This window comes from Cetobacterium sp. (assembly GCF_048470075.1).
Taxonomy (GTDB): Bacteria; Fusobacteriota; Fusobacteriia; order Fusobacteriales; family Fusobacteriaceae; genus Cetobacterium_A.
The window spans coordinates 1-22557 of the sequence record NZ_DBGBQB010000257.1 but is presented as its reverse complement, the minus strand read 5'-3'; the positions used below and the strand labels follow the sequence as shown (position 1 = coordinate 22557).

Below are 22557 nucleotides of genomic sequence, written 5' to 3'. Positions count from 1 at the left end.
GAGTATACTGCAGAAGAGGATTTTATTTTGGGAATCATGTTAGGATATGACAGAAAAAAACAGTGTGATCGATACATCCAGTTTAAAAATAAAGAAAATATAAAAGTTTCATAAAGGAGGAGAGAAAAATGATTGCTATTGTTGGGGGTTTAAAAAGAGGAGAAAGAGAGTATTTAGAGTTATTAAAAACCTATAATTTAAAGGGAAAAGTTTATAACACTCAATGTCCAAATTTTTGTAAAAAAATTAAAAATTGTGAAATGTGCATAATTTTTACTAACTTAGTAAGTCATAATCTTTTGAACAACTGTAATAAGGTTTGTAAAACTCAAAATATTCCAATTGTTCATTTAAATAATAATAGTATCTCAAAACTAAAGGAAAACTTAGATAAGATGTATAAGTAAAAAAGATTGCACTACACATGCAATCTTTTTTTTATAAATCCAATCCAACTTAAAACCCTTTTGTTTTTTAATATAATTAACAATAAAAAATATAAAACTCCATATACTATAGGTACAGTTATCAAAGTTATTAAATTTCCTAGCTCTCTAATATAACCAATCTCTAAATATAGTCCATAAGCTATTATAAATCCTATAAAAACTGTTAACACTCTATCTTTTGTCAATATCTTATAGTCACTATACAGTCTCTTCATCTTATGAATTTTTATTAGAGCTACTATTATTTCAGTGATTAAAGTGGCTAAAGCTGCTCCATTTCTTAGATAGGCTGGAATTAAAAAGTAGTTTAATCCTATGTTTAAAAACACTCCAAATATGGAGATTATCAATATATCTTTTTCCAAATCATTCGGTAACATCACCTGTCCACCAATAAAAGTTCCCAATGCTAAAAAACCTATGCATGGAGACATTATTATCATAGTTTCTATCGCACCTCTAAAATCAGGTCCCGAAAATAATAGCGTAAACTCTCTAGCTAATAACATCATCAATAACATAGCTGGAACTCCAACAATAAAACAGTAATCTATAAAGACATCCATATTTTTATAGATATTCTCTTTCTCTTTTCTTTTTATTGCTCCAATTATTCTAGGGGATAAAACTGTTCCCAGTGTCAATATCACAGGAATAACCATTTTATACATCTTAACTGCTGCTGTATACAGACCAACTTCAGTGTCATTTATCATAATCCCTAACATTGTTGTATCGATACTTCCATATATTCCTATTGTAAATATATACAAAAATATTATCAACATACTATTTGTATGTCTTTTAAAATTTAAATCTTTAAAATAGAAGTATTTTCTCACACTGAACACATCTATAACTCTTGCCAATACCTCTGGAATAACTAGAAGTAGTGCATATAGATAGTAATCACTTGGAGTCTTTATAAAATAAAATAGAAATCCTAAAGATAAAATCCTTATTGTAAAGGATCTTATAAGTCTTCTTTTATGATTTTCCATAACAATAAAAAAATGATTTATATGGAAGCATTCAAATAAAACTTGAATTGCAAAAATATAAAACAATAATTTTTCCTGATAAAACTTTCCATACATTTGAACTGTTACCAATAGAAGTATTAAAGAACCCACGCTACTTAAGATTGTCATTATGAATAGTTCAGTAAATATTTTTTTAAACTCTAACCAATCACCGACACCTTTGGCTTTAGATAACTCTTTTATACCATAGTTTGGAGCTCCCAGTACCGAAAGTATTAAAAAATAAGCTATAACACCCTGTACAAAATACACTTTACCCAGATACTCTGGCATCAATATTCTGGAAATATAGGGGAATGTTATTATAGGAAAAATTGTGTTACTTATTATAAGTAGAACATTATAAAGATAATTTTTAGAAACTGACATTTAACATCTTCCCTCTTATGATTCTTTTGGATTATATATAATATATCCTATTGTAAATATAGCTAATATCATTTGATACCACAATAGAGGTATTATATCAAATGGTGAAACTTTACCTCCTGCAAAACTCAACATTATAAGCATTTGAGCTCCATATGGAATAGCACCCTGAGCTATACATGAAAATATATCCAATACAGATGCACTCTTTTTAGGATCCACTCCATATCTATCAGATATTTTTTTAGCTATTGGTCCATTTATTATTATTGATACAGTGTTATTAGCAACAGCCATATCCGTTAGAGTCACCAAAAGGGCCATTCCCATTTGAGCACTCTTAACTCCCTTTATTCTTTTTTCAATTGCATTCATTATCCAGTCAACTCCACCAGCTTTAGTAACCAGTGCAGCTAGACCACCTGTTAAAAGAGATAGTAAAAATATCTCAGTCATCCCTGTAAATCCATTGTAGATCTCTTTGGCATATCCTAACCAAGTAAAATCTCCATAAAATAATCCAATAGCTCCTGACAGTGCAATTCCAGCTGTTAATACAACAAAAACATTCACTCCAATTAAGGACAGAGTCAATACAAATATATAAGGTAATACTTTTATAACATTAAAAGCGTATACTCCAGTTTCAGGAGCGATATCTGGCTTACCAAAAACTATCAGTAGGATCAATGTTAAAATCGCTGCTGGTGCTGCAATTTTTATATTTACTCTAAACTTATCTTTCATCTCAACGCCCTGAGTTCTTGTAGCCGCTATTGTCGTATCAGATATTATTGAAAGGTTATCTCCAAACATTGCTCCACCCATTAGAGCCGCTAAAACTAAAGGCATTGAAACACCACTTTTTTCAGCTAATCCAACAGCTATTGGGGCTAAAGATACAATAGACCCCACAGATGTTCCTGTGGCTGTTGAAATAAATCCAGCTATCACAAACAATCCAGGTGCTATATAGTGAGAGGGCACATATGTCAATCCCAGGTTAACAGTGGAATCAACTCCTCCCATAGCTTTAGATACAATTGCAAATCCACCTGCCAGCAAATAGATTATACACATTGTTATAATATCCTGATGACCACACCCTTCTAAGAAAGTTTCAAACTTCTCTTTTATACTGCCTTTAAATAGTAAAAATGCTACAACTATCCCTGGAAAAATTGCCACTGGAGCAGGTAATTGATAAAATGCTAACTCTACGCCCATGGAATCTAAAACTACTCCACTACCTAAATAAAATCCAATGAAAACTAAAAATGGAATCAATCCCTTAAAGTTTCCTTTCCTTTCTGTACTCATTTTTTTGCCCCCTTTTATTTTTTATACATTTTTACGAGTATACATCATTTTTTATTTTTTATCAAATTTTTAATAAAAAAAGTTCCAGCAGAACTGGAACCTCTCTAAATAAACTATTATCCTCTTATTTCAGAAACAGTTTTAATCTTATAGTTTTTAAATACAATTGATCCTACATATCCTGTTAAGATACCTGCAACTGCACATAATCCAGCTGTTATCAATACCTCTTTAGCAGGGTTAAATCCAAACATTACTGCGAAACCAGCGATTGGTGTTGCTGTTCCTGTAGCATTGTTAATTAATCCAAAGTAGTTAACGATCATACCAGCGATTCCTCCACCAATAAAGTTAGTAGCGAATACTGGGATTGGGTTTGCAGAGATTATATCTGCTTGAGTTAATGGCTCAATAGCAACAGCGATTGTTGTTGATCTATCTCCAAACTTCATTCTATCAAAGAATACGAAGTTCATGAATGATGAAGCCATTACTGATAATGCTCCAATTGCCATTGGTAAACCAGTTAATCCTAACATTGCTGTCAATGCCATTGAACTTATTGGAGCTGTTGCAACTACTGTTATAACTCCTCCTAAGATAAATGCCATTACATATGGACTAGCTGATTGAGCCGCTATAATTATATCTCCAATTGTTTGTAAAGCAAATGTAACTCCAGGAGAAACAAACTGTGCTATTCCTCTTCCTAAAGGTGCTGCTAAACAAATAATTACAATTAAATCTAATCCATCAGGGATTTTCTCTTCTAATTTAGGAATAATGAATGACATTACGTATCCGGCGATAAATCCAGGGATGATTCCCATTCCTCCACAAACTACACCTAACATAACTGCATAAACAGGGCTTACACCTAATGCTAATGGTACTAAAATTGCTGCTGCAACTCCTCCCATTGATCCTGCTGACGCTCCAACCTCTCCTAAAAACTTAATTCCTAAAAGATCTCCACCAACATATAATTGGAAAGCTTCTACTAGGAAACTTGCTGTTGCTGCTCCTGCTAGAGCACCCATAGCTTTCATTCCTTTTGGTGCTTTTAAACTAAATCCAGTAAAGAATGCTAAAACCAATAATAATAATACTGTACCTTTTAATAATTCCATTTTCCCTCTTTCCTTTGATATGCTTGTTAAAAAAATAACAATACATCAATTTTGACTTTTTTTCTCACAGGAGTCATTATACTCTACTTTTTACAAAAAGTAAAGTGTTTTTTTTATTTTTATGTTTATTTTTAAAACAATTCAATATATGTTTAACACATTTAACATATACTTTACATTGTAGAGACTTTCATTAATGCTGCAAAAACATTTTTTTATGAAAAATAGTTACTTTTTTCACATTTAATAGTTTTAACCCTCCCTTAAATTAATATTTTGTAGGTTGTGTATGTAATAGTTTTATGTTAGAATTTAACTATCTAAAACTAAATTTAATTGGGAGGTATTTATAATGAAGAAAGTTATTAACACTGCCAAAGCTCCTGCAGCTATTGGACCATATTCTCAAGCGATTGAAGTGAACGGAACTCTTTATGTTTCTGGACAGATTCCATTCGTTCCTGAAACTATGACTGTTGTATCTGAGGATGTTAAAGAGCAAACTAGACAATCTTTAGAGAATGTTAAAGCTATCTTAGAGGAAGCTGGATATTCTTTAAATGATGTTGTTAAAGCTGGTGTTTTCATTAAAGATATGAACGATTTTGCTGCTATCAACGAAGTATATGCTGAGTATTTAGGAGAGGTAAAGCCTGCTAGAGCTTGTGTTGAAGTTGCTAGATTACCTAGAGACGTTAAAGTTGAAATCGAAGTTATCGCTGTAAAATAGTAAAAAAGATGAGGTTTCCCTCATCTTTTTTTATAGATTTTGAATATTTATTTTTATAGCTGAGAATTTACACTTATCATAACATAACTGACAACCAATACATTTTGATTGATCAATTTTATGCTTTTGTTTAACCTCTCCCTCTATACATTTAACTGGACAAACTCTAGCACATGCTGTACATCCTATACATTTCTCCTCTATTATTTCAGCTTTTTTTATCTCTTTAACTTCACTATTAATAGCCTTAGTTGGACATTTTACAGCACATAATCCACACTCTACACACTTTTCTGGATCTATTCTTGCCACATTATTTTTGATTTCAATCGCACCTACTGGACAAGCTTTTTGACAAAGCCCACACGCTATACATGCCGCTGTACAAGCTTTTCTTGCTACAACACCCTTATCTCTTGACATGCAGCTAACTGTTACTCTTTTATTTGTCGGCAACATCTCAATCAATCTTTTTGGACATGTAGCTACACATTTTTTACAAGATATACACTTCTCTTCATCTATACTTACAATACCTTTTTCTGTAACTGTAATTGCATTCACTGGGCAAACCTTAGCACAATCCCCATATCCTAAACAACCATATTTACAAGATTTATCTCCACCTGCATATAGATTTATTGCAGCACAAGTTGTTAACTCTCCCTCAAACTCATATGTTTTACTTGTCTTTGTACAGTCACCTTGACATAGTAACTTTGCTACCATTTTAGGTCCTGATACATCAACTGTAGCTCCCATAACTTTTGCTATTTCTGCTGCTACTGCTGGTCCTCCAGGTGAACATGATGTCATCTCCGCTCCATTTAAAGCTATTGCTTCTGCATATCCAGAGCACCCTGGATAACCACAAGCTCCACAATTTATTCCTGGAAGTATCCCTTGAATAGCTTCTACTTTCTCATCAACTTTAACCTCAAACTTCTTAGAAGCATAGGCTAAAAATAGTCCCATTGCTAACCCTGTTCCTCCCAATGATAAAACAGGAAATAATATTGATTCCATTAACCTACCTCCAATCTATATTTGCATTCCGCTGAATCCCATGAAAGCCATTGCTAAAAGTCCTGCTGAAATAAACGCGATTGGAACTCCTTTAAATGGTCCTGGAATAGCCGCATATTCTATTCTTTCTCTTATTCCTGCCAACAGTACTAGAGCCAGTGTAAATCCAATTGCTACTGCAGCTCCATTTATTACTGATTCTATAAAATTATACTCCTGTTGAATATTTAAAATAGCAATTCCTAGTACAGCACAGTTTGTTGTTATAAGCGGTAAGAAAACACCAAGAGCTTTATATAAGTTTGGCGAAGTCTTTTGAATTGCCATTTCAACAAATTGTACCAATGAAGCTATTATTAATATAAAGGCTATTGTTTGTAGATATTCTAAGTGTAATGGTACCAATAAATAGTTATAAATTGTCCATGTAACTCCTGAAGCCAATGACATAACAAAAGTTACAGCCATTCCCATTCCTATTGATGACTCAACTTTTTTAGAAACTCCCATAAATGGACAAATTCCTAAAAACTTAGCAAATATTATATTTTGAATAAAAATTGCTGTTACTATTAAACTGAAAATTTTTGCAAAATCCATCTTTATTTCACCCCACTCTTTTTCGCTTTAATATAGTTCTGAGTAGCGATTATAAATCCAATTGTTATAAATGCTCCAGGTGCTAATATAAATATTAAAGCTGGTGTAAATGAAGCTGGTGTAACAGAGATACCAAACGCAGTTCCATTTCCTAAAATTTCTCTTATAGTTCCTAAAAGAGTTAGTGCCAATGTAAATCCTAGACCCGCTCCAATTCCATCTAATATTGATTTAAACACTGTATTTTTTGAAGCAAAACTTTCCGCTCTACCAAGTACTATACAGTTAACAACAATCAGAGGTATAAATAATCCTAAAACTTTATATAATTCTGGAACATATGCCTTCATAACCATCTCTACTATTGTTACTAGAGATGCTATAACCATAATAAATGCCGGTATTCTAACTTTATCTGGAATAAAGCTTTTTATCATAGATATCAACATATTAGAACAAACTATTACCGACATTGTTGCAAGTCCCATAGCCATACCATTTATTGAAGATGATGTAACTCCAAGTGTTGGACATAGTCCAAGTAAAAGCACAAATACTGGGTTTTCTTTTATTATTCCATTTAATAATATCTCTCTATTTGACTTTGCCATTATTTTTTATTCACCCCACTATTAAAGCTGTTAAGAGCTCTTTTTATCCCTGTATAAACAGCATTTGGTGATATTGTAGCCCCTGCGAATCCATCTGCTGATTTATTAAACTCATAAGAAGCATCCTTTCCAATAGCCTTCTTTTGCCACTCTGGATCCAATATTTTTGATCCTAATCCCGGTGTTTCTTGGCTTCCTATTATATTTAATCCTGTAACTCTTCCTCTTCTATCAATACCCAATACAAAATCTATATTTGCAGCATATCCAGGTTGAGAAACCGTTACAACATAACCTACTGGTTTTCCATTTGAACCATTTCCTGGAATAAACTCTAACTCATCCACCTTTACAGTGGCGTTCTCATCAAATGATACAGCCTTTGGTAAAACCATTATTCTAGCTGCATTTACTGCCGCTTTTTCATTTTCCTTTATAACTTTCTGAGTAGCTCCATTAACTACAGATAAAATTCCTGCTGAAATTGAAGCAATTAGAGTTAGAACTAAACCATAGTGTATAAATCTATTTTTCTCCATTACTTCACCTCCCCAAACTTTTTAGGGCTTGTATATCTATTGATTAAAGGCACAAATCCATTCATTATTAGTATTGAATATGCCACACCCTCTGGGTAACCACCTTTAAATCTTATTAAAGATACTAAAACTCCTATTCCAAATGCGAATATCGCTCTTCCCTTTGGTGTATGTGGAGATGTTACCATATCTGTTGCCATGAAAAATGCTCCTAAAAATAGACCACCAGAAAAAATATGTAAAACTGGATTAGCCCCAGCTATAAGAGAACCTACAAATACAGTTCCTATCATTATCACTGGTACTTTCCAGTCAATCTGCTTTTTATATATTAAATAAAGTCCACCTATAAGTAGTGCTAAAGCTGATGTCTCTCCTAAACATCCACCCATTCTACCGATAAATGTGTTTAAATATATGTTTCCATTTTCAATTAGAGCTATATCAGTTGACATCCCTCTCTTCATAGCATCTAAAAGAGTAGCTCCACCTACATCATCATACATAAATGTTGTTATTGCAACTGGCCAAGAAGCTTGTACAAAAGCTCTTCCCACTAAAGCCGGATTAAATATGTTATGCCCCAGTCCACCAAATACCATTTTTCCTAAAGCAATTGAAACAACTGCTCCAATTACAACATATACTAAAGACATATATGGCGGTATTACAAAAGCATATAAAATTCCAGTTATAATAGCACTTCCATCAAAGATTTGAACATCCTGTTTCATTAATTTTTGGCATACAAACTCTGTTACCATACAAGATAAGATTGATACAGCTGTAACCACTATTGCTCTAATTCCAAAAAAATAGCATGCTGCTAAAAGTGCTGGTAATAATGCTATTATTACATCATACATTACATCATCAACAGTTTCCTTAGTTCTTATATGAGGCGATGGCCCCATTTTTAAAATTTTTGCCACTTTCTTCCTCCTACTTTTTCATTGTTCTAAGTTTAGCTTTTCCAATTTTTATTGCTTCTGTTAGCGGTCTATTAGCTGGACAAATATAAGCACAAGAACCGCACTCAATACAGTCCATTAAGTTGTATTTTGCCATCTCTTCCCACTGTGAAAATTCAGCTAATCTAGCATACATTATAGGTTCTAAAGACATTGGACATGCGTCAACACACTTTCCACACCCTATGCAAGCCTTAGGTTTACAATAATTTGTTTCCTCTCTTGTTAAAGCCAATAATCCAGATGTTCCCTTGATCACTGGAACTTCTAAAGTTAACTGGGCCATACCCATCATAGGTCCACCCATAACTATTTTCTCCACATTCTCCTCATTATAACCACAACTCTCTAAAAGTGCTGAAATAGGAGTTCCTATAACCGCTTTTAAATTTTTAGGTTCCTTTATACCCTTTCCAGTAACTGTTACAACCTTATCTATCAATGGTAACCCATTTACAACTGCATCATATATAGCGGCTGCTGTTGTTGTATTATTTACAACTACTCCCACTGCTGATGGTAACTTCCCAGATGGAACCTCTCTATTTAAAATTGCTTTTATTAAAGACTTCTCTCCACCCTGTGGATACATAGTTTTTAATGGCATAACCTCTATATCTGTTCCTTGGCATGCTTTTTTCATAATCTCTATGGCTTCTAATTTATTATCTTCAATTCCAATAACAGCACTATCCACTTTTAAGATATGCTTCATTATTTTTATACCCTCAACAACTTTTGCTGATTCCTCTATCATAACTCTGTTATCAGAGTTTAAATATGGTTCACACTCAGCACCATTTAATAGTAACGTATCTATTTTTACATCAGATGGTGGATTTAATTTTATATGAGTTGGAAATGCTGCTCCTCCAAGTCCCACTATTCCCTTTGCTCTAATTATCCCTAATAGCTCCTCTTTAGTTGAGTTTTTCCATTCTGGTAACTTCTCTAAAGTGATCCATTCCTCTTTCTCATCATTCTCAATTACAATTGTTTGCACATTTCCCATCAATGGAAATGGTAAGTTTTCAATTTTTTTTACTATACCACTTACTGTTGCATGTACAGGTACTGATAAGAAAGCTTCTGAATCAGCTATTATCTGCCCCTTTAAAACTCTTTCTCCAACCTCTACACATGGCGTTAAAGGAACCCCTATATGCTGAAGAAGTGGGATGAAAATCATCTTTGGTGCAGCTAAAATCTCCACAGCTTGATTTTCTGTTTGGATCTTATTTTCAGGTGGATGTACTCCCCCTTTGAATCCGAAGAATTTCATAAAAATATTCCCTCCTTTGTAGTTAACAAACTATATTCCATTGTTAGAATAACATATTTATTTATATTTAACAACTTTTTTGAACTATTTTTTTGCTTTTTTGTGTTACTTTTTGTTATATTTCTGCATAATTTTATCTATTTGTATGTTTTTCAATACATCTTCCAACAATGAATTAACGGTCGAAAACATTGGATCTACAATCTCTGACTCCTCTTTTGTAAACCTACCCAGTACAAAATTTATATTTTCATCCTTACTTTTAGCTTTTCCAATCCCACATTTTACTCTTATAAAGTCTTGACCTAAATGGGAGATTATAGATTTTATTCCATTGTGTCCTCCTGCGCTTCCATTAACTTTTACTCTTAACTTCCCCAGAGGTAAATCCATATCATCATAAACCACTATTAGGTCAGTAGCTGGATCTATCTTGTAAAATTTAACCACTTGAACTATTGAGTTTCCACTTAAATTCATATAAGTTTGCGGTTTTAATAGGATAACCTTTTCCCCATCTATCGTTTTTTCAGTTATTAACCCTTGAAACTTATCCTTAAAAGAGTTAAATCCCTTTTTCTCTGCAAACTCATCAATTATATCAAATCCAACATTGTGTCTCGTTCTTTCATACTCTTTTCCTGGATTTCCCAATCCTACTATTAATTTCATTTTTCCTCCTAAATATCTAAACTATAAAGAAAGAGAGAATCTAAGATTCTCTCTTTCAAAAGGTTTTATTAGCAATTTCCATCAAACTGGTATTTTGCAAGTCCTCCTAGAGAAGTTTCTTTATACTCCTCTTTTAAGTCTCTTCCTGTCTCTCCCATTGTCTTTACAACTTGGTCAAATGAAATGCTGTGCTTTCCATCTGTGTATAGAGCGTATTGAGCTGCATCTAATGCTCTAACAGCCGCTGCTGCGTTTCTCTCAATACAAGGTATTTGAACATATCCTCCAACTGGGTCGCATGTTAATCCTAAGTGGTGCTCTAATGCCATCTCTGCTGCATATTCGATCTGCTCTAATGATCCACCTAATATGAAACATGCCATTGCTGCTGCCATTGCACAAGCTGATCCAACCTCTGCTTGACATCCACCTTCTGCTCCTGAGATAGTAGCATTTTCTTTTATTATATTACCTATTAATCCCGCTATTGCAAGACCTTTTAATACCTCATCATTTGATAAGTTATACTCCTCTTTTAATGCATACATTAATCCAGGAATTACTCCAGCAGCTCCACAAGTAGGGGCAGTAACAACTCTACCTCCTCCTCCGTTCTCCTCTGATACAGCTAGTGTATAAGCGAATATTCTTCCAACAAATCCACCTCTAGATTTATCATTTCTTGCTTTTCTGTAGAACGATTGAGCTCTTCTTTGTAATCTGATAGTTCCTGGTAAAATACCATTTTTAGAAAGTCCTGATTGAACTGATGCTTCTAAAGCAGTTCTTATTTGGTCTAAGAAATACCAAATTGATTCCCCTTCATTTTCAGTAACAAATTCCCATAACTCTTTTTTATTTTTTTCACACCATGACATTATCTCTGCCATTGTTCCAAAAGAATAAACTCTTGATCCACCCTGTCTTTGTTGTCCTTCTTCCATGATTGTTCCTCCACCAACAGAGAATACCAACCAAGAATTTAACTCATTTCCATCCTTATCTAAAGCGATAAACTTCATTCCGTTAGTGTGATACGGATGAACATACTCTGGCATCCATACTATTTCTGTAGATTTAGGTTTTAACGTTTCTATTATTATATAGTCAGTTAAATGTCCTTTTCCTGTAAGTGCAAGTGATCCGTATAACTCAACTCTAAAACTTGCTGCTTCCGGGTTTTCTGCCTTAAATCTTTTTGCCGCTCTCTCTGGCCCCATTGTGTGAGAGCTTGATGGTCCATTTCCGACCTTAAATAATTCTCTTAGTGAATCCATTTTTCCTCCTGAACTTTTAATTAAAAATTTTACTGTCTAATCTCTCCATTATAGTTTTTAGCTATTAATTTTAAGATTTTATCAACAGTTATATTGATATCGTTTTCCTCAAGAGTTCCATCTTTTTTTCTCATAACGATGCTTATAGCAACTGATTTTTTGTCAGCCTCTATCTTCTCTCCTTGGTAAACGTCAAATATAGCAACACTCTCAATTAGATTTGATGACTTTTTAATGTCTTCTAACATCTTTCCAACCAGTACATCTCTATCTAAAACAACTGCTAAGTCTCTAGTAACTTCAGGATATTTTACAATTCTCTCATATTTAACTTTTTTAGCTCTGTAATTAAGTAGAGTAGTTAAATCAAGTTCAGCTACATAAGCTCTCTCTCTTTTAATGTCCATATTTTCAGCTAACTCTGGGTGAATCTCTCCAAAAGTTCCTATTTTAACTTTTCCTATTCTTATATCAGCACTTCTTCCTGGATGGAAGTTGTTATCCTCTGATCTATCTAGTTGATATCTTGTCACTCCCATATACTCTAGAAATTTTTCTACAAAACCTTTTAGTGTGTAAAAATCCATTGCCTCTGGTTTTGGATCCCATAAAGTTTTGAAAGATTTTCCAGCTAGAGCAATTGAAGCTCTCAATGTCTCATTTGCTAATCCATCCTCTTTAGAAGTAAATACTCTTGATACTTCAAAGAATTTTAAACCATTTTGATTTCTATTTAAATTATCTCTTACATTTGTTAATAAACTATATACTAAAGTTGGTCTCATAACAGCCATATCATCACTTATAGGATTTGTTATCTCTAAAGTTGGCTCTGTTATTCCCAGCATTTTTATAGCATCTCTTGATATAAAGCTATAGTTTATTACCTCTTGTAATCCTAATTTTGCCAATATCTCCTTAGCCTCATCAACAACAACTGTCATTGAATCTTTTACACCAGGTCTTATATTCTCCTCTGGCATCTTGTTTTCTATATTATCAAAACCATACATTCTTATAATCTCTTCATAAAGATCTGCTGTTCTAGTCAAATCTCCTCTATAAGATGGTGGCGTTGCTATTATTGTAGTAGAGTTTAATGTTTTTATTTTAATTCCTAAGTTTGTAAGAATTTTTCCAACTACATCAATCTCAATATTTTTTCCCATAAACTTTCTTAATTTTTCAATGTTTAAAGGGATCTCTATTTTCTCATACTTCTCGATATATTTATCGATATATCCTTCTAAAATCTCTCCACCTGTTAATTGAGATATTAAATCTGCCGCTCTTTCTAAAACTTCAACAGTATTTTCTATATCCAATCCTCTTTCAAATCTATATGAAGAGTCACTTGATAATCCAAGCTCCTTTGATGTTCTTCTGATATTATCTGGAGTGAAATATGCACACTCTAGGAAAATCTCTGTTGTTTCCTCTGTTACTTTACTAGATTCTCCACCCATTATTCCAGCTATTCCTAAAGGCTTTTCAGCATCTGCTATAACAAGCTCTTCTCTATTTAACTCTCTTTCAGCTCCATCTAATGTTACTATTTTCTCTCCCTCAGCAGCTTTTCTAACAATGATTTTTCTATCAGCAATCTTTGTTAAATCATAGGCATGTAAAGGTTGGTTACATTCAAATAATATGTAGTTTGTAGCATCTACAACATTATTTATAGGCTTTAATCCCATAGAAAGTAGTCTGTTTTTTAACCACTCAGGAGACTCCTCTACCTTTATGTTTTTTATAACTTTTCCAGAGAATCTTTTACATCTCTCTTTATCCTCTATTCTAACATCTATATGACCAGTATTAATGCTCTCTATAATCTTTTTAGATTCAAACTCAGGCCATTTTATTTTTCTACCATAGTAAGCTGCAATCTCTCTTGCTATTCCAATATAAGATAAACAATCTGGTCTATTTGGTGTTATTTCCAATTCAAATATAACATCATTTAATTTTTTATAAGCTCTATACTCAACACCTAATGGAGCATCCTCTGGAAGAATTATAATTCCATCTCCATCATTTCCAAGTCCAAGCTCAACCTCAGAGCAAAGCATTCCTTGAGATTCAACACCTCTTATTTTACTCTTCTTTATTTTAAAATCTCCAGGTAAAACCGCTCCAATTGTAGCTACAACAACTTTATCACCAAGTTTATGATTAGGAGCTCCACATACTATTTGAAGTTCCTCCTCCGCTCCAATATTAACTTTTAAAAGAGTTAACTTTTCAGCTTCAGGATGTTTTCCATACTCCGTTATCTGACCTATAACAACTTTTGCTAAGTCTTTTCCCTGCTCATCTATTGCTTCAACCTCTTGACCTATCATAGTCAGAGTATTTTCTAGCTCTTTTATGTCCTCTTTTATATCGACATATTGCTTCAACCAATCCAACGAAATTAACATTATATGCCTCCACCTTTTATTTAAATTGCTTTAGGAATCTTACATCATTTTCAAAGAACGCTCTTAAATCATCAATACCATATCTTAGCATTGTTATTCTCTCTATTCCCATTCCAAATGCAAATCCTGATACTTCCTCTGGGTCATATCCCACGGCTTCCAACACAGCTGGATCAACCATTCCACATCCCATTATTTCTAACCATCCACTGTGTTTACAAAGTCTACAACCCTCACCTTTACAGATAACACACTGTACATCCATCTCAGCACTTGGCTCTGTAAATGGGAAAAAGTGTGGTCTAAATCTAACTTTTGTTTCACCGAAAACTCTTGTTACAAACTGTTCTAACATAGCTTTTAAGTTGGCAAATGATACCTCAGGACCCACCATTAACCCTTCCATCTGATGGAACATTGGTGTATGAGATATATCATAGTCATTTCTATAAACTTTACCTGGGCAAACCATTCTGAATGGTGGCTGATGTTTTTCCATATATCTAGCTTGAACTGGAGATGTATGTGTTCTTAAAACAACATTCTCACCCATATAAAATGTATCTTGTAAATCTCTTGATGGATGTGTTTCTGGAATATTTAACGCATCGAAATTATATGATGTAAACTCTACCTCTGGCCCTTCAGCTACGTCAAACCCCATCTCCACAAATATATTTTTTAAGAAGTTCATAGTCTCTGTTATTGGATGTAATCCACCAGTTGAAACCTCTCTTCCTGGTAAAGATATATCTAATGTTTCAGATTTCAATTGTTCTTTTTTCACTTTTTCTTTAATTTCATTTGTTTTCTCTTCAATTAAAGTTGTTATAACGCTTTTAACATCATTTACCATCTGTCCAAAAGCAGGTCTCTCCTCTGGCGATAGATCTCTCATTGATTTAGAGATCTCAGTAAACTCACCTTTTTTCCCTAAATACTTAACTCTAATTTCATCAATCTCTTGTAGTGTTTCTGCTTTTTGGATATTTAAACTAGCATCATCCCTCAAAGCATTCAGCTTATTTTTCATCTGTTTCCTCCTAAAACAAGGCTTTATTATTTTATATCTTTATAATTAAAAGTTAACTCTTTGTCCTTTATCGTCAATACTCCGTATCTATTATCCTTTAAAGCTCCTGGATTAAAATATTTTATTCCATTTTTCTCCTCACAGTAAGGGATATGAGTATGTCCAAAACAAACAGCATTCACTTTATATTTTTCAGCTATTGTCTCTAATGTATGCATCTCTCTTTTTACATTATAAAGGTGTCCATGTGTTATCAGTATTTTCACTTCATTGATCTCTACTATCTCATTATCATTAAATTTTCTATCAAAAACATCACAATTTCCTCTAACAATATAAAACTTTATATTTGGGAAGGCATAGGAACACTCCTCACCATCCCAACTATGATCCCCTGTCCATATTACTATATCAGGATTTTCTTGTGTTATTATATCATAAATTTTAACCATGTTTCCATGAGAATCTGTAATTATTAATAATTTCATTCCTCTACCCTATAAATATTGATGTCTCAGATTTTTCCATAATATTTAACCCTTTTTTTCCAGTTATCTTTTCAAAGAAGTACCCTCTGCTTAGATTTCCCATTATTAAAAGGTCCAATTTATTGACCTCTTTTAAGTAATCCTCTTTTGCTGATGCACCATTAAAGTTTTTCCAATCTACAACTTTCTCTTTACTTTTTAAATATCTCAATAAAGAGTTTTCCTCTATCTCATAAAGAAGAGTTAACATTTCAAAGTTTTTTATCTCTGGAAAAATATTTATAAAAGAGAATACACTCTTATTTATTTTTACTCCATCATCACTTGAAATACCAACCTTATCTAAAGAGGTTATAGCTTTCTCTCCAATCATAACTATAGGTTTAAAGTGATTCTTTAAAACAGTTATCGCTGATTCTGACAGAGCCTCTCCCTTTTCAAAAATTAGTAGATCTGCAAGTTTCATATACTCTTTTATTATATCCCAAGGAAAACCAAATTCCACATTTAGTCTAGAGTATACTCCTCTCACTTTAAGTTTGTCTTGTAAGTGCTTAACTTCCTCTTCTTCATAGGCATCTCTTTCCTGTGAAAAGGAGTTATTACTCAAGTTTACTATCATTCCATCCATTGTTGCTGGTATAATCTCGTCCCTTCTAACATCTTTAACATATAAAGGGACTATCTCGTATCCAAATTTCTCCTTAAAAAATATAGCGCTATCTATTAACACATTTTTTTTTGATCCTTCTCCAAATACAACTAAAACTTTTTTCATAATAACTCCTCCTATAGACTAAATTACTCTTGAGTTGCTTCTTCCTCTTCATCCTCTTTAAAACTTGCTATCGATACAACTTTTTCAGACTCAGATTCATTTACTCTCATAATTTTTACACCTTGAGTTGCTCTTCCAATTATTGAGATTTGATTTACTGAAGTTCTTATAACAATTCCAGAAGATGTTATTACCATTAACTCCTCCTCATCCTTTACAGGTTTAACTGCTACAACCTCTCCATTTTTATCACTGCATCTTATATTTATAACACCTTTTCCACTTCTAGATTGTAATGGATACTCGTCCACTCTCGTTCTTTTTCCATATCCATTCTCAGTTATAGTTAGAATAGTTTCATTTGCTGCGTCATCTATCAACAGTGCCGAAATTACTTTATCCTTTGCTCTAAGTGAGATTCCTTTTACCCCACTTGTATCTCTTCCTGTAGCTCTTACATCATCCTTAGAGAATCTTATTGAGTGTCCCAATTTTGTTGCTAAGAATATCTGTTCTTTAGAGTCAATTGGTAAGATTCCAACAAATATTATATCGTCACCATCTCTTAGTTTAATCGCCTTTAATCCAGCAGTATTTATATTTTTATACTCGCTTAAATTTGTCTTTTTAACCATTCCATCTCTAGTTACAAATACAAGCTCTTTATCTTGGCTAAACTCTCTTATTTTTATTATTTCTCTAACTTTCTCATCTTCCTTTAATTTGATCAAGTTTCCTATAAGTCTTCCTCTAGCCTGCTTTGAAGATTCTGGGATCTGATAGACTTTTAAGTGGAAAACTCTGCCTTTATCTGTGAAGATCATCATTGTATCCAGATTTGACATAACTTCCATTCTTTCAACAAAGTCATCTTCAATAGTGTTTTGAGTTGAAACTCCCTTTCCACCTCTTTTTTGAGCTTTATACTTATCTAGCTCCATTCTCTTTACGTATCCTCTGTTAGTTACAGTAACAAGAACGCTATCATCCTTTATTAAATCCTCAGGTCTGATCTCTAATCTCTCTTTTTCAATTGTCGTTCTTCTTGGATCATCATATCTATTTTTTATCTCATTTAACTCATCTTTTATGATCTCATAGATTCTATTATCATCTGCTAAAATCTCATTTAATTCAACAATTAAAGCTTTTAAATCCTCATGCTCTCTGTCGATTTTATCTCTTTCAAGCCCTGTCAATCTCTGCAGTCTCATATCTAATATCGCTTTAGCTTGCTCTTCACTGAATCCATACTTATCGATTAATGCCACTCTCGCTGCATTACCATCAGCAGACCCTCTAACAATCTCTATAACTCTATCTATATTTTCAAGAGCTATTATAAATCCTTTTAATATATGATCTCTTTTTTCAGCTTTATTTAAGTTAAACTTTGTTCTTCTAGTTATAACTTCAAATCTATGTTTTAAGTATTCATCTAAAATCTCTTTTAAATTCAATACTCTTGGAACATTGTTAACAAGTGCTAACATAATTATTCCAAATGTTGTTTGAAGCTCTGTATATTTATATAATGAGTTTAAAATCAGCTCTGACTCCTCACCTTTTTTTAACTCAATTACTACTCTAATTCCATCTCTATCTGATTCATCTCTTAAATCTGATATCCCAACTATTTTTTTCTCTTTAACTAAGTTAGCTATTTTTTCAATTAAAGAAGCTTTATTTAACTGATAAGGAATCTCCTTTATTATTAGACTTTCTCTACCGTTTTTTCCCTCTTCTATCTCAATTTTTCCTCTAACTCTAACTCTTCCTCTACCAGTTGTATATGCATCATATATCCCTGCTTCCCCATCAATTATTGCTCCTGTTGGGAAATCTGGACCTTTTATATACTCCATTAATTGCACTGGTGTAATCTCTCTATTATCAATTAGAGCTAATATTCCATCTACAACCTCCCCTAAATTATGTGGGGGAATATTTGTTGCCATTCCTACCGCAATTCCAGTTGCCCCATTTAGTAATAGGTTTGGAAGTTTTGCTGGCAATACCACAGGCTCATCCAATGAATCATCAAAGTTTTTTCTAAAGTCTATTGTGTCCTTATCAATATCCTCCAATAACTCATTACTTATTTTTGCCATTCTGGCCTCAGTATATCTCATTGCTGCCGCTGAGTCTCCGTCAATAGAACCAAAGTTTCCATGACCATCCACAAGCTCATATCTATATGCAAAATTTTGTGCCATTCTAACCATTGTATTATAAACTGCCGAATCTCCATGTGGATGATATTTACCTAAAACCTCTCCAACAATTCTTGCAGATTTTTTATATGGTTTATCACTTGTCATTCCCATTTCATTCATAGCAAATAAAATTCTTCTATGTACTGGTTTCAATCCATCTCTTACATCTGGTAATGCTCTACTAACTATTACACTCATAGAGTAATCTAGATAGGATTGCTTTAACTCTTCCTCTATATATCTATTATTCACATTAGACATTATTCTTTTCCTCCTAGAACATTATTTTTATTACTGTGTATATACATTTATATATCCAGATTTTTTACAAATTCCGCATGCTCTTCGATAAACTCTCTTCTTGGCTCTACTTTATCTCCCATTAGTTTATCAAATAAAATATCTGCTTCTCTTGCATCATCTATTGTAACTTTTAATAAAGTTCTTGTATCTGGATCCATAGTTGTTTCCCAAAGCTGTCCTGGATTCATCTCTCCTAATCCTTTATATCTTTGAAGAGTATATTTTTTATCCTCACCTTCAAGCCCTGTTATTATATCCTTTAACTGTCTGTCTGTATAAGCATAGGATACCGCTCTACCTTGAGTTATCTTAAATAGCGGTGGTTGAGCTATAAAAACATTTCCATTGTGAATTAAATCCACCATATATCTGTAAAGGAATGTTAATATTAGAGTTCTTATATGTGCTCCATCCACGTCCGCGTCTGTCATTATTATTATTTTTCCATATCTTCTTTTCTCTATATTGAAGTTATCTCCAATACTAGTTCCAAAAGCTGTAACCATGGCTCTTATTTCAGCATTTTCTAGCGCTTTATGTAATCCAGCCTTCTCTACGTTTAGTATTTTACCTCTCAGTGGTAAAATAGCTTGGAAAGATCTATCTCTTCCCTGTTTTGCTGATCCTCCTGCTGAATCTCCCTCAACAATATATACTTCACATTCATCTGGATTTTTTGAAGAACAATCCGCTAATTTTCCAGGTAAAGATCCAATGTCTAAAGCTGATTTTCTAAGAACTAACTCTCTTGCTCTTTGAGCAGCTTCTCTCGCTCTTTTTGAATTTAGTATCTTTTCAACTATAACTTTTAAATCATTGGGAGCATCTTCTAAATACATCTTTATCTGTGCTCCAGCAACTGTTGAAACAATACCAGTAACTTCACTATTTCCTAACTTAGTTTTTGTCTGTCCCTCAAACTGTGGTTGTGGAACCTTTACAGAAACAATTGCAGTTAATCCCTCTCTTATATCTGAACCTTGTAATTTTCCATCCTTATCCTTTAAAAGTCCAGTACTCTTACCTAAATCATTTACCACTCTTGTCAATGCAGTTCTAAATCCACTTACATGAGTTCCGCCCTCATGTGTATTTATATTGTTAACAAAAGAGTATATTGTTTCTCTCTGATTTGTATTATATGTCATAGCTATTTCCACTGAGACATTATCAACCTCTCCACTCATATAAAAAGGTGTTTTTATTATAGCTACGCTATCCTTCTCAATCTCTTTTATATAGTCTAAAATTCCACCTTCAAACTCTAAATTAACAACTTTTGCAGGCTCTTTTCTTAAATCAGATAAAACTATTGTAAGACCTTTATTTAAGTAAGCTAACTCTCTTAATCTTGTCTCTAAAGTTGAAAAACTATATACCAATGTTTCAAAGATTTCATAGTCAGCTTTAAATCTAACTGTTGTTCCACTATCCTCTGCTACACCGATCTCTGCAACATCTTTTTCAGGTACACCTCTATTATATTTTTGGTAATAAACCTTACCAGCTTTTCTAACTATAACCTCTGTCCACTCAGAAAGAGCGTTAACTACTGATACTCCAACTCCATGAAGTCCTCCAGAAACTTTATAGTTATTGTTTTCAAATTTTCCTCCTGCGTGAAGAACTGTTAATACTATCTCCAATGCCGATTTTCCATATTTTGGATGTATATCTACTGGTATTCCTCTTCCATTATCTACAACCTCTATTATATTATCCGGTAGTATTGATACTTCTATTTTTGTTGCGTATCCTGCTAATGCCTCATCCACTGAGTTATCTACAATCTCCCATACCAGGTGATGTAAACCTCTCTCTGAAGTTGTTCCTATATACATTCCAGGTCTTTTTCTTACAGCTTCTAATCCTTCTAAAACTGTAATATTTTCTGCTTGATAATTATTTGTTGTCATCTCCATCCTCCAATATCTTATCTGCAATATTTTTTAAAGAACACGGTTTACAACTGCTCCCTTCTCCAAAAAACATCATTCCACAAATATCACATTTCTTATACCCTTTTAATCTCAAGGCATCTTCTCTCTCTTTTGACTTCTTTTTTAAAATGCCTATTTTTTCCTCTAAACTCAAATCTTTAAGTTCCGAGATAAACTCCTCTTTCTTCTCTTCATTAGAACTTTTCTCTATAAAATCTATATAGTCACAATTTTGAACTTTTGAAACTTTAAATCGTATATCTTTCACATAATCCTTTTTTAAAATTTCCTGTATTCTCTTTAAATATTTATTTTTGTTCATAGACATATGATGAAGGTATATACTATCCTCAACCAACACGTATAGAATCCCCTCTTTAATCCAAAGAGGTTCACTTTTTTTAGAAAGTTTTTCAACAATTTCTCTCCAATGTCCTCTTATTATTCCCTCTTTTAACTTTCTACTTTTTACAATAGCCTCTTCCACTGCTTCACTTACATTCATGATGTCCATCTTGAATCTCCCCTTTATCAACCCTAAAGTTTTTAGATTCTATATTTAAATCAGTTGTAGAACTAATGAAAACTTGTAACTCTCTTTTTTTTAAGTAATTTATAATGCTCTCTTTTCTTATAGAATCAAAATATGAAGATATATCATCTATCAAAAAAATAGGTGTTTCTCTCTTTTCTTTTATTACCATATCAATTTCTGAAAGCTTTAAAGAAAATATTATAGACTTTTTCTCCCCTTGAGAGGAGTATGATTTTGCCTCTTTTTCATTTAAGAGAAATTTAAAATCATCTCTTTGAGGTCCTACCAACGAATACCCATAACGTAACTCTTGATATCTCAATCCTTCAATTTTTTCCCTTAGACTTTCCTCTAATTTGGTAAGAGTTATTCCTTTATACTCATTAATAATACTTTCATATTTTAATCCTAATTCTTTCTTATCATCAAAAAGTTTTCGATAATTTAAATTTAATATTATTGAAATGTTTTTTACATACTCTACTCTCTTTAGCATCACTTTGGCTGCTAGCTTAATAAATTCCTCTTCATAAATTAAAAACATCTCATCTTTAATATTTTTGTCTTTTAAATACTTATTTCTGATTTTTAAGAGTTTATTATAGTCTTTTAAATTTTTAAAATACTCATAGTTGCTTTGGGCTATCTCTCCATCAAAAAAACTTCTTCTAAAACTGGGACTTCCCACTATCAACTCTATATCCTCTGGAATAAATGTTACCACATTAACTTTTCCATAGAATTCATCAAAAGAGGTTTTTTTTCCATTATATTTATACTCTTTATGTTTTTTATCGATTTTTACACTTAAAGTTTTTTCAG

22 protein-coding genes are annotated in these 22557 nt (G+C 32.8%); 3 read left to right on the top strand and 19 right to left on the bottom strand.

The window, feature by feature from the left end; genetic code table 11:
• Together ACMOUI_RS09345 and ACMOUI_RS09340 are read left to right on the top strand one after the other, a co-directional pair.
• On the top strand, positions 1 to 114 hold a 114-nt coding region (locus ACMOUI_RS09345), incomplete at its 5' end, for a DUF2023 family protein (RefSeq protein WP_418965431.1).
• Positions 115 to 128: 14 nt separating this feature from the next.
• Entirely contained in the window at positions 129 to 407 is a 279-nt protein-coding gene (locus tag ACMOUI_RS09340; RefSeq protein WP_418965430.1) for a DUF2325 domain-containing protein, read from the top strand.
• Positions 408 to 418: 11 nt separating this feature from the next.
• Here ACMOUI_RS09340 and ACMOUI_RS09335 read toward each other — a convergent pair whose 3' ends face one another.
• The 3 genes from ACMOUI_RS09335 to ACMOUI_RS09325 all read right to left on the bottom strand — a co-directional run bounded on the left by ACMOUI_RS09335 (position 419) and on the right by ACMOUI_RS09325 (position 4311).
• Complete coding sequence (locus ACMOUI_RS09335; protein ID WP_418965429.1) at positions 419 to 1861, bottom strand: flippase; 1443 nt, start codon at positions 1859 to 1861, stop codon at positions 419 to 421.
• A gap of 15 nt (positions 1862 to 1876) precedes the next feature.
• A complete protein-coding gene (locus ACMOUI_RS09330) occupies positions 1877 to 3181 on the bottom strand; it encodes a Na+/H+ antiporter NhaC family protein (protein WP_418965428.1) in 1305 nt (434 codons plus the stop codon).
• Between the two features lie 116 nt (positions 3182 to 3297).
• Positions 3298 to 4311 (bottom strand): PTS sugar transporter subunit IIC, encoded by a 1014-nt coding sequence (locus ACMOUI_RS09325; protein WP_418965427.1) that lies wholly within the window; start codon positions 4309 to 4311, stop codon positions 3298 to 3300.
• Positions 4312 to 4663: 352 nt separating this feature from the next.
• Here ACMOUI_RS09325 and ACMOUI_RS09320 point away from each other — a divergent pair, with 352 nt between their 5' ends.
• Positions 4664 to 5041, top strand: a complete 378-nt coding sequence (locus ACMOUI_RS09320; RefSeq protein WP_418965426.1) for a RidA family protein — start codon at positions 4664 to 4666, stop codon at positions 5039 to 5041.
• A 30-nt stretch (positions 5042 to 5071) separates the two neighbouring features.
• Here the strand turns inward: ACMOUI_RS09320 and ACMOUI_RS09315 are convergent, their stop codons facing one another.
• From ACMOUI_RS09315 to recF, 16 genes are all read right to left on the bottom strand, one after another.
• Positions 5072 to 6067: an RnfABCDGE type electron transport complex subunit B gene (locus tag ACMOUI_RS09315; protein ID WP_418965425.1), complete on the bottom strand. Its 996-nt coding sequence runs from the start codon at positions 6065 to 6067 to the stop codon at positions 5072 to 5074.
• A gap of 15 nt (positions 6068 to 6082) precedes the next feature.
• Entirely contained in the window at positions 6083 to 6667 is a 585-nt protein-coding gene (rsxA, locus tag ACMOUI_RS09310; RefSeq protein ID WP_418965424.1) for an electron transport complex subunit RsxA, read from the bottom strand.
• Positions 6668 to 6669: 2 nt separating this feature from the next.
• Positions 6670 to 7278, bottom strand: coding sequence for an RnfABCDGE type electron transport complex subunit E (locus tag ACMOUI_RS09305; RefSeq protein ID WP_418965423.1), 609 nt, complete (start codon positions 7276 to 7278; stop codon positions 6670 to 6672).
• Entirely contained in the window at positions 7278 to 7817 is a 540-nt protein-coding gene (locus ACMOUI_RS09300; protein WP_418965422.1) for an RnfABCDGE type electron transport complex subunit G, read from the bottom strand. The genes ACMOUI_RS09305 and ACMOUI_RS09300 overlap by 1 nt, the downstream gene beginning before the upstream one ends.
• Positions 7817 to 8749 carry an RnfABCDGE type electron transport complex subunit D gene (locus ACMOUI_RS09295; protein WP_418965421.1) on the bottom strand — a complete coding sequence of 311 codons (933 nt, stop codon included), beginning with the start codon at positions 8747 to 8749 and terminating at the stop codon, positions 7817 to 7819. The genes ACMOUI_RS09300 and ACMOUI_RS09295 overlap by 1 nt, the downstream gene beginning before the upstream one ends.
• Before the next feature lie 10 nt (positions 8750 to 8759).
• On the bottom strand, positions 8760 to 10070 hold the full coding sequence (gene rsxC, locus ACMOUI_RS09290) for an electron transport complex subunit RsxC (RefSeq protein WP_418965420.1): 1311 nt from the start codon (positions 10068 to 10070) through the stop codon (positions 8760 to 8762).
• 105 nt (positions 10071 to 10175) lie between these two features.
• Positions 10176 to 10742 carry an aminoacyl-tRNA hydrolase gene (gene pth / locus ACMOUI_RS09285; protein ID WP_418965419.1) on the bottom strand — a complete coding sequence of 189 codons (567 nt, stop codon included), beginning with the start codon at positions 10740 to 10742 and terminating at the stop codon, positions 10176 to 10178.
• Between the two features lie 68 nt (positions 10743 to 10810).
• Positions 10811 to 12019, bottom strand: a complete 1209-nt coding sequence (locus ACMOUI_RS09280; RefSeq protein WP_418965418.1) for an L-serine ammonia-lyase — start codon at positions 12017 to 12019, stop codon at positions 10811 to 10813.
• A 29-nt stretch (positions 12020 to 12048) separates the two neighbouring features.
• Positions 12049 to 14442 (bottom strand): phenylalanine--tRNA ligase subunit beta, encoded by a 2394-nt coding sequence (pheT, locus tag ACMOUI_RS09275; protein ID WP_418965417.1) that lies wholly within the window; start codon positions 14440 to 14442, stop codon positions 12049 to 12051.
• A gap of 16 nt (positions 14443 to 14458) precedes the next feature.
• On the bottom strand, positions 14459 to 15475 hold the full coding sequence (gene pheS, locus ACMOUI_RS09270; RefSeq protein WP_418965416.1) for a phenylalanine--tRNA ligase subunit alpha: 1017 nt from the start codon (positions 15473 to 15475) through the stop codon (positions 14459 to 14461).
• A gap of 26 nt (positions 15476 to 15501) precedes the next feature.
• Positions 15502 to 15963 carry a metallophosphoesterase family protein gene (locus ACMOUI_RS09265; RefSeq protein WP_418965415.1) on the bottom strand — a complete coding sequence of 154 codons (462 nt, stop codon included), beginning with the start codon at positions 15961 to 15963 and terminating at the stop codon, positions 15502 to 15504.
• A 4-nt stretch (positions 15964 to 15967) separates the two neighbouring features.
• Positions 15968 to 16741, bottom strand: coding sequence for a hypothetical protein (locus ACMOUI_RS09260; RefSeq protein WP_418965414.1), 774 nt, complete (start codon positions 16739 to 16741; stop codon positions 15968 to 15970).
• A 23-nt stretch (positions 16742 to 16764) separates the two neighbouring features.
• Positions 16765 to 19218 carry a DNA gyrase subunit A gene (gyrA, locus tag ACMOUI_RS09255; protein ID WP_418965413.1) on the bottom strand — a complete coding sequence of 818 codons (2454 nt, stop codon included), beginning with the start codon at positions 19216 to 19218 and terminating at the stop codon, positions 16765 to 16767.
• Positions 19219 to 19265: 47 nt separating this feature from the next.
• Positions 19266 to 21176, bottom strand: coding sequence for a DNA topoisomerase (ATP-hydrolyzing) subunit B (gyrB, locus tag ACMOUI_RS09250; protein WP_418965412.1), 1911 nt, complete (start codon positions 21174 to 21176; stop codon positions 19266 to 19268).
• On the bottom strand, positions 21163 to 21714 hold the full coding sequence (locus ACMOUI_RS09245; RefSeq protein ID WP_418965411.1) for a DUF721 domain-containing protein: 552 nt from the start codon (positions 21712 to 21714) through the stop codon (positions 21163 to 21165). The genes gyrB and ACMOUI_RS09245 overlap by 14 nt, the downstream gene beginning before the upstream one ends.
• On the bottom strand, positions 21692 to 22557 hold an 866-nt coding region (recF, locus tag ACMOUI_RS09240; protein ID WP_418965410.1), incomplete at its 5' end, for a DNA replication/repair protein RecF. The genes ACMOUI_RS09245 and recF, both read right to left, overlap by 23 nt.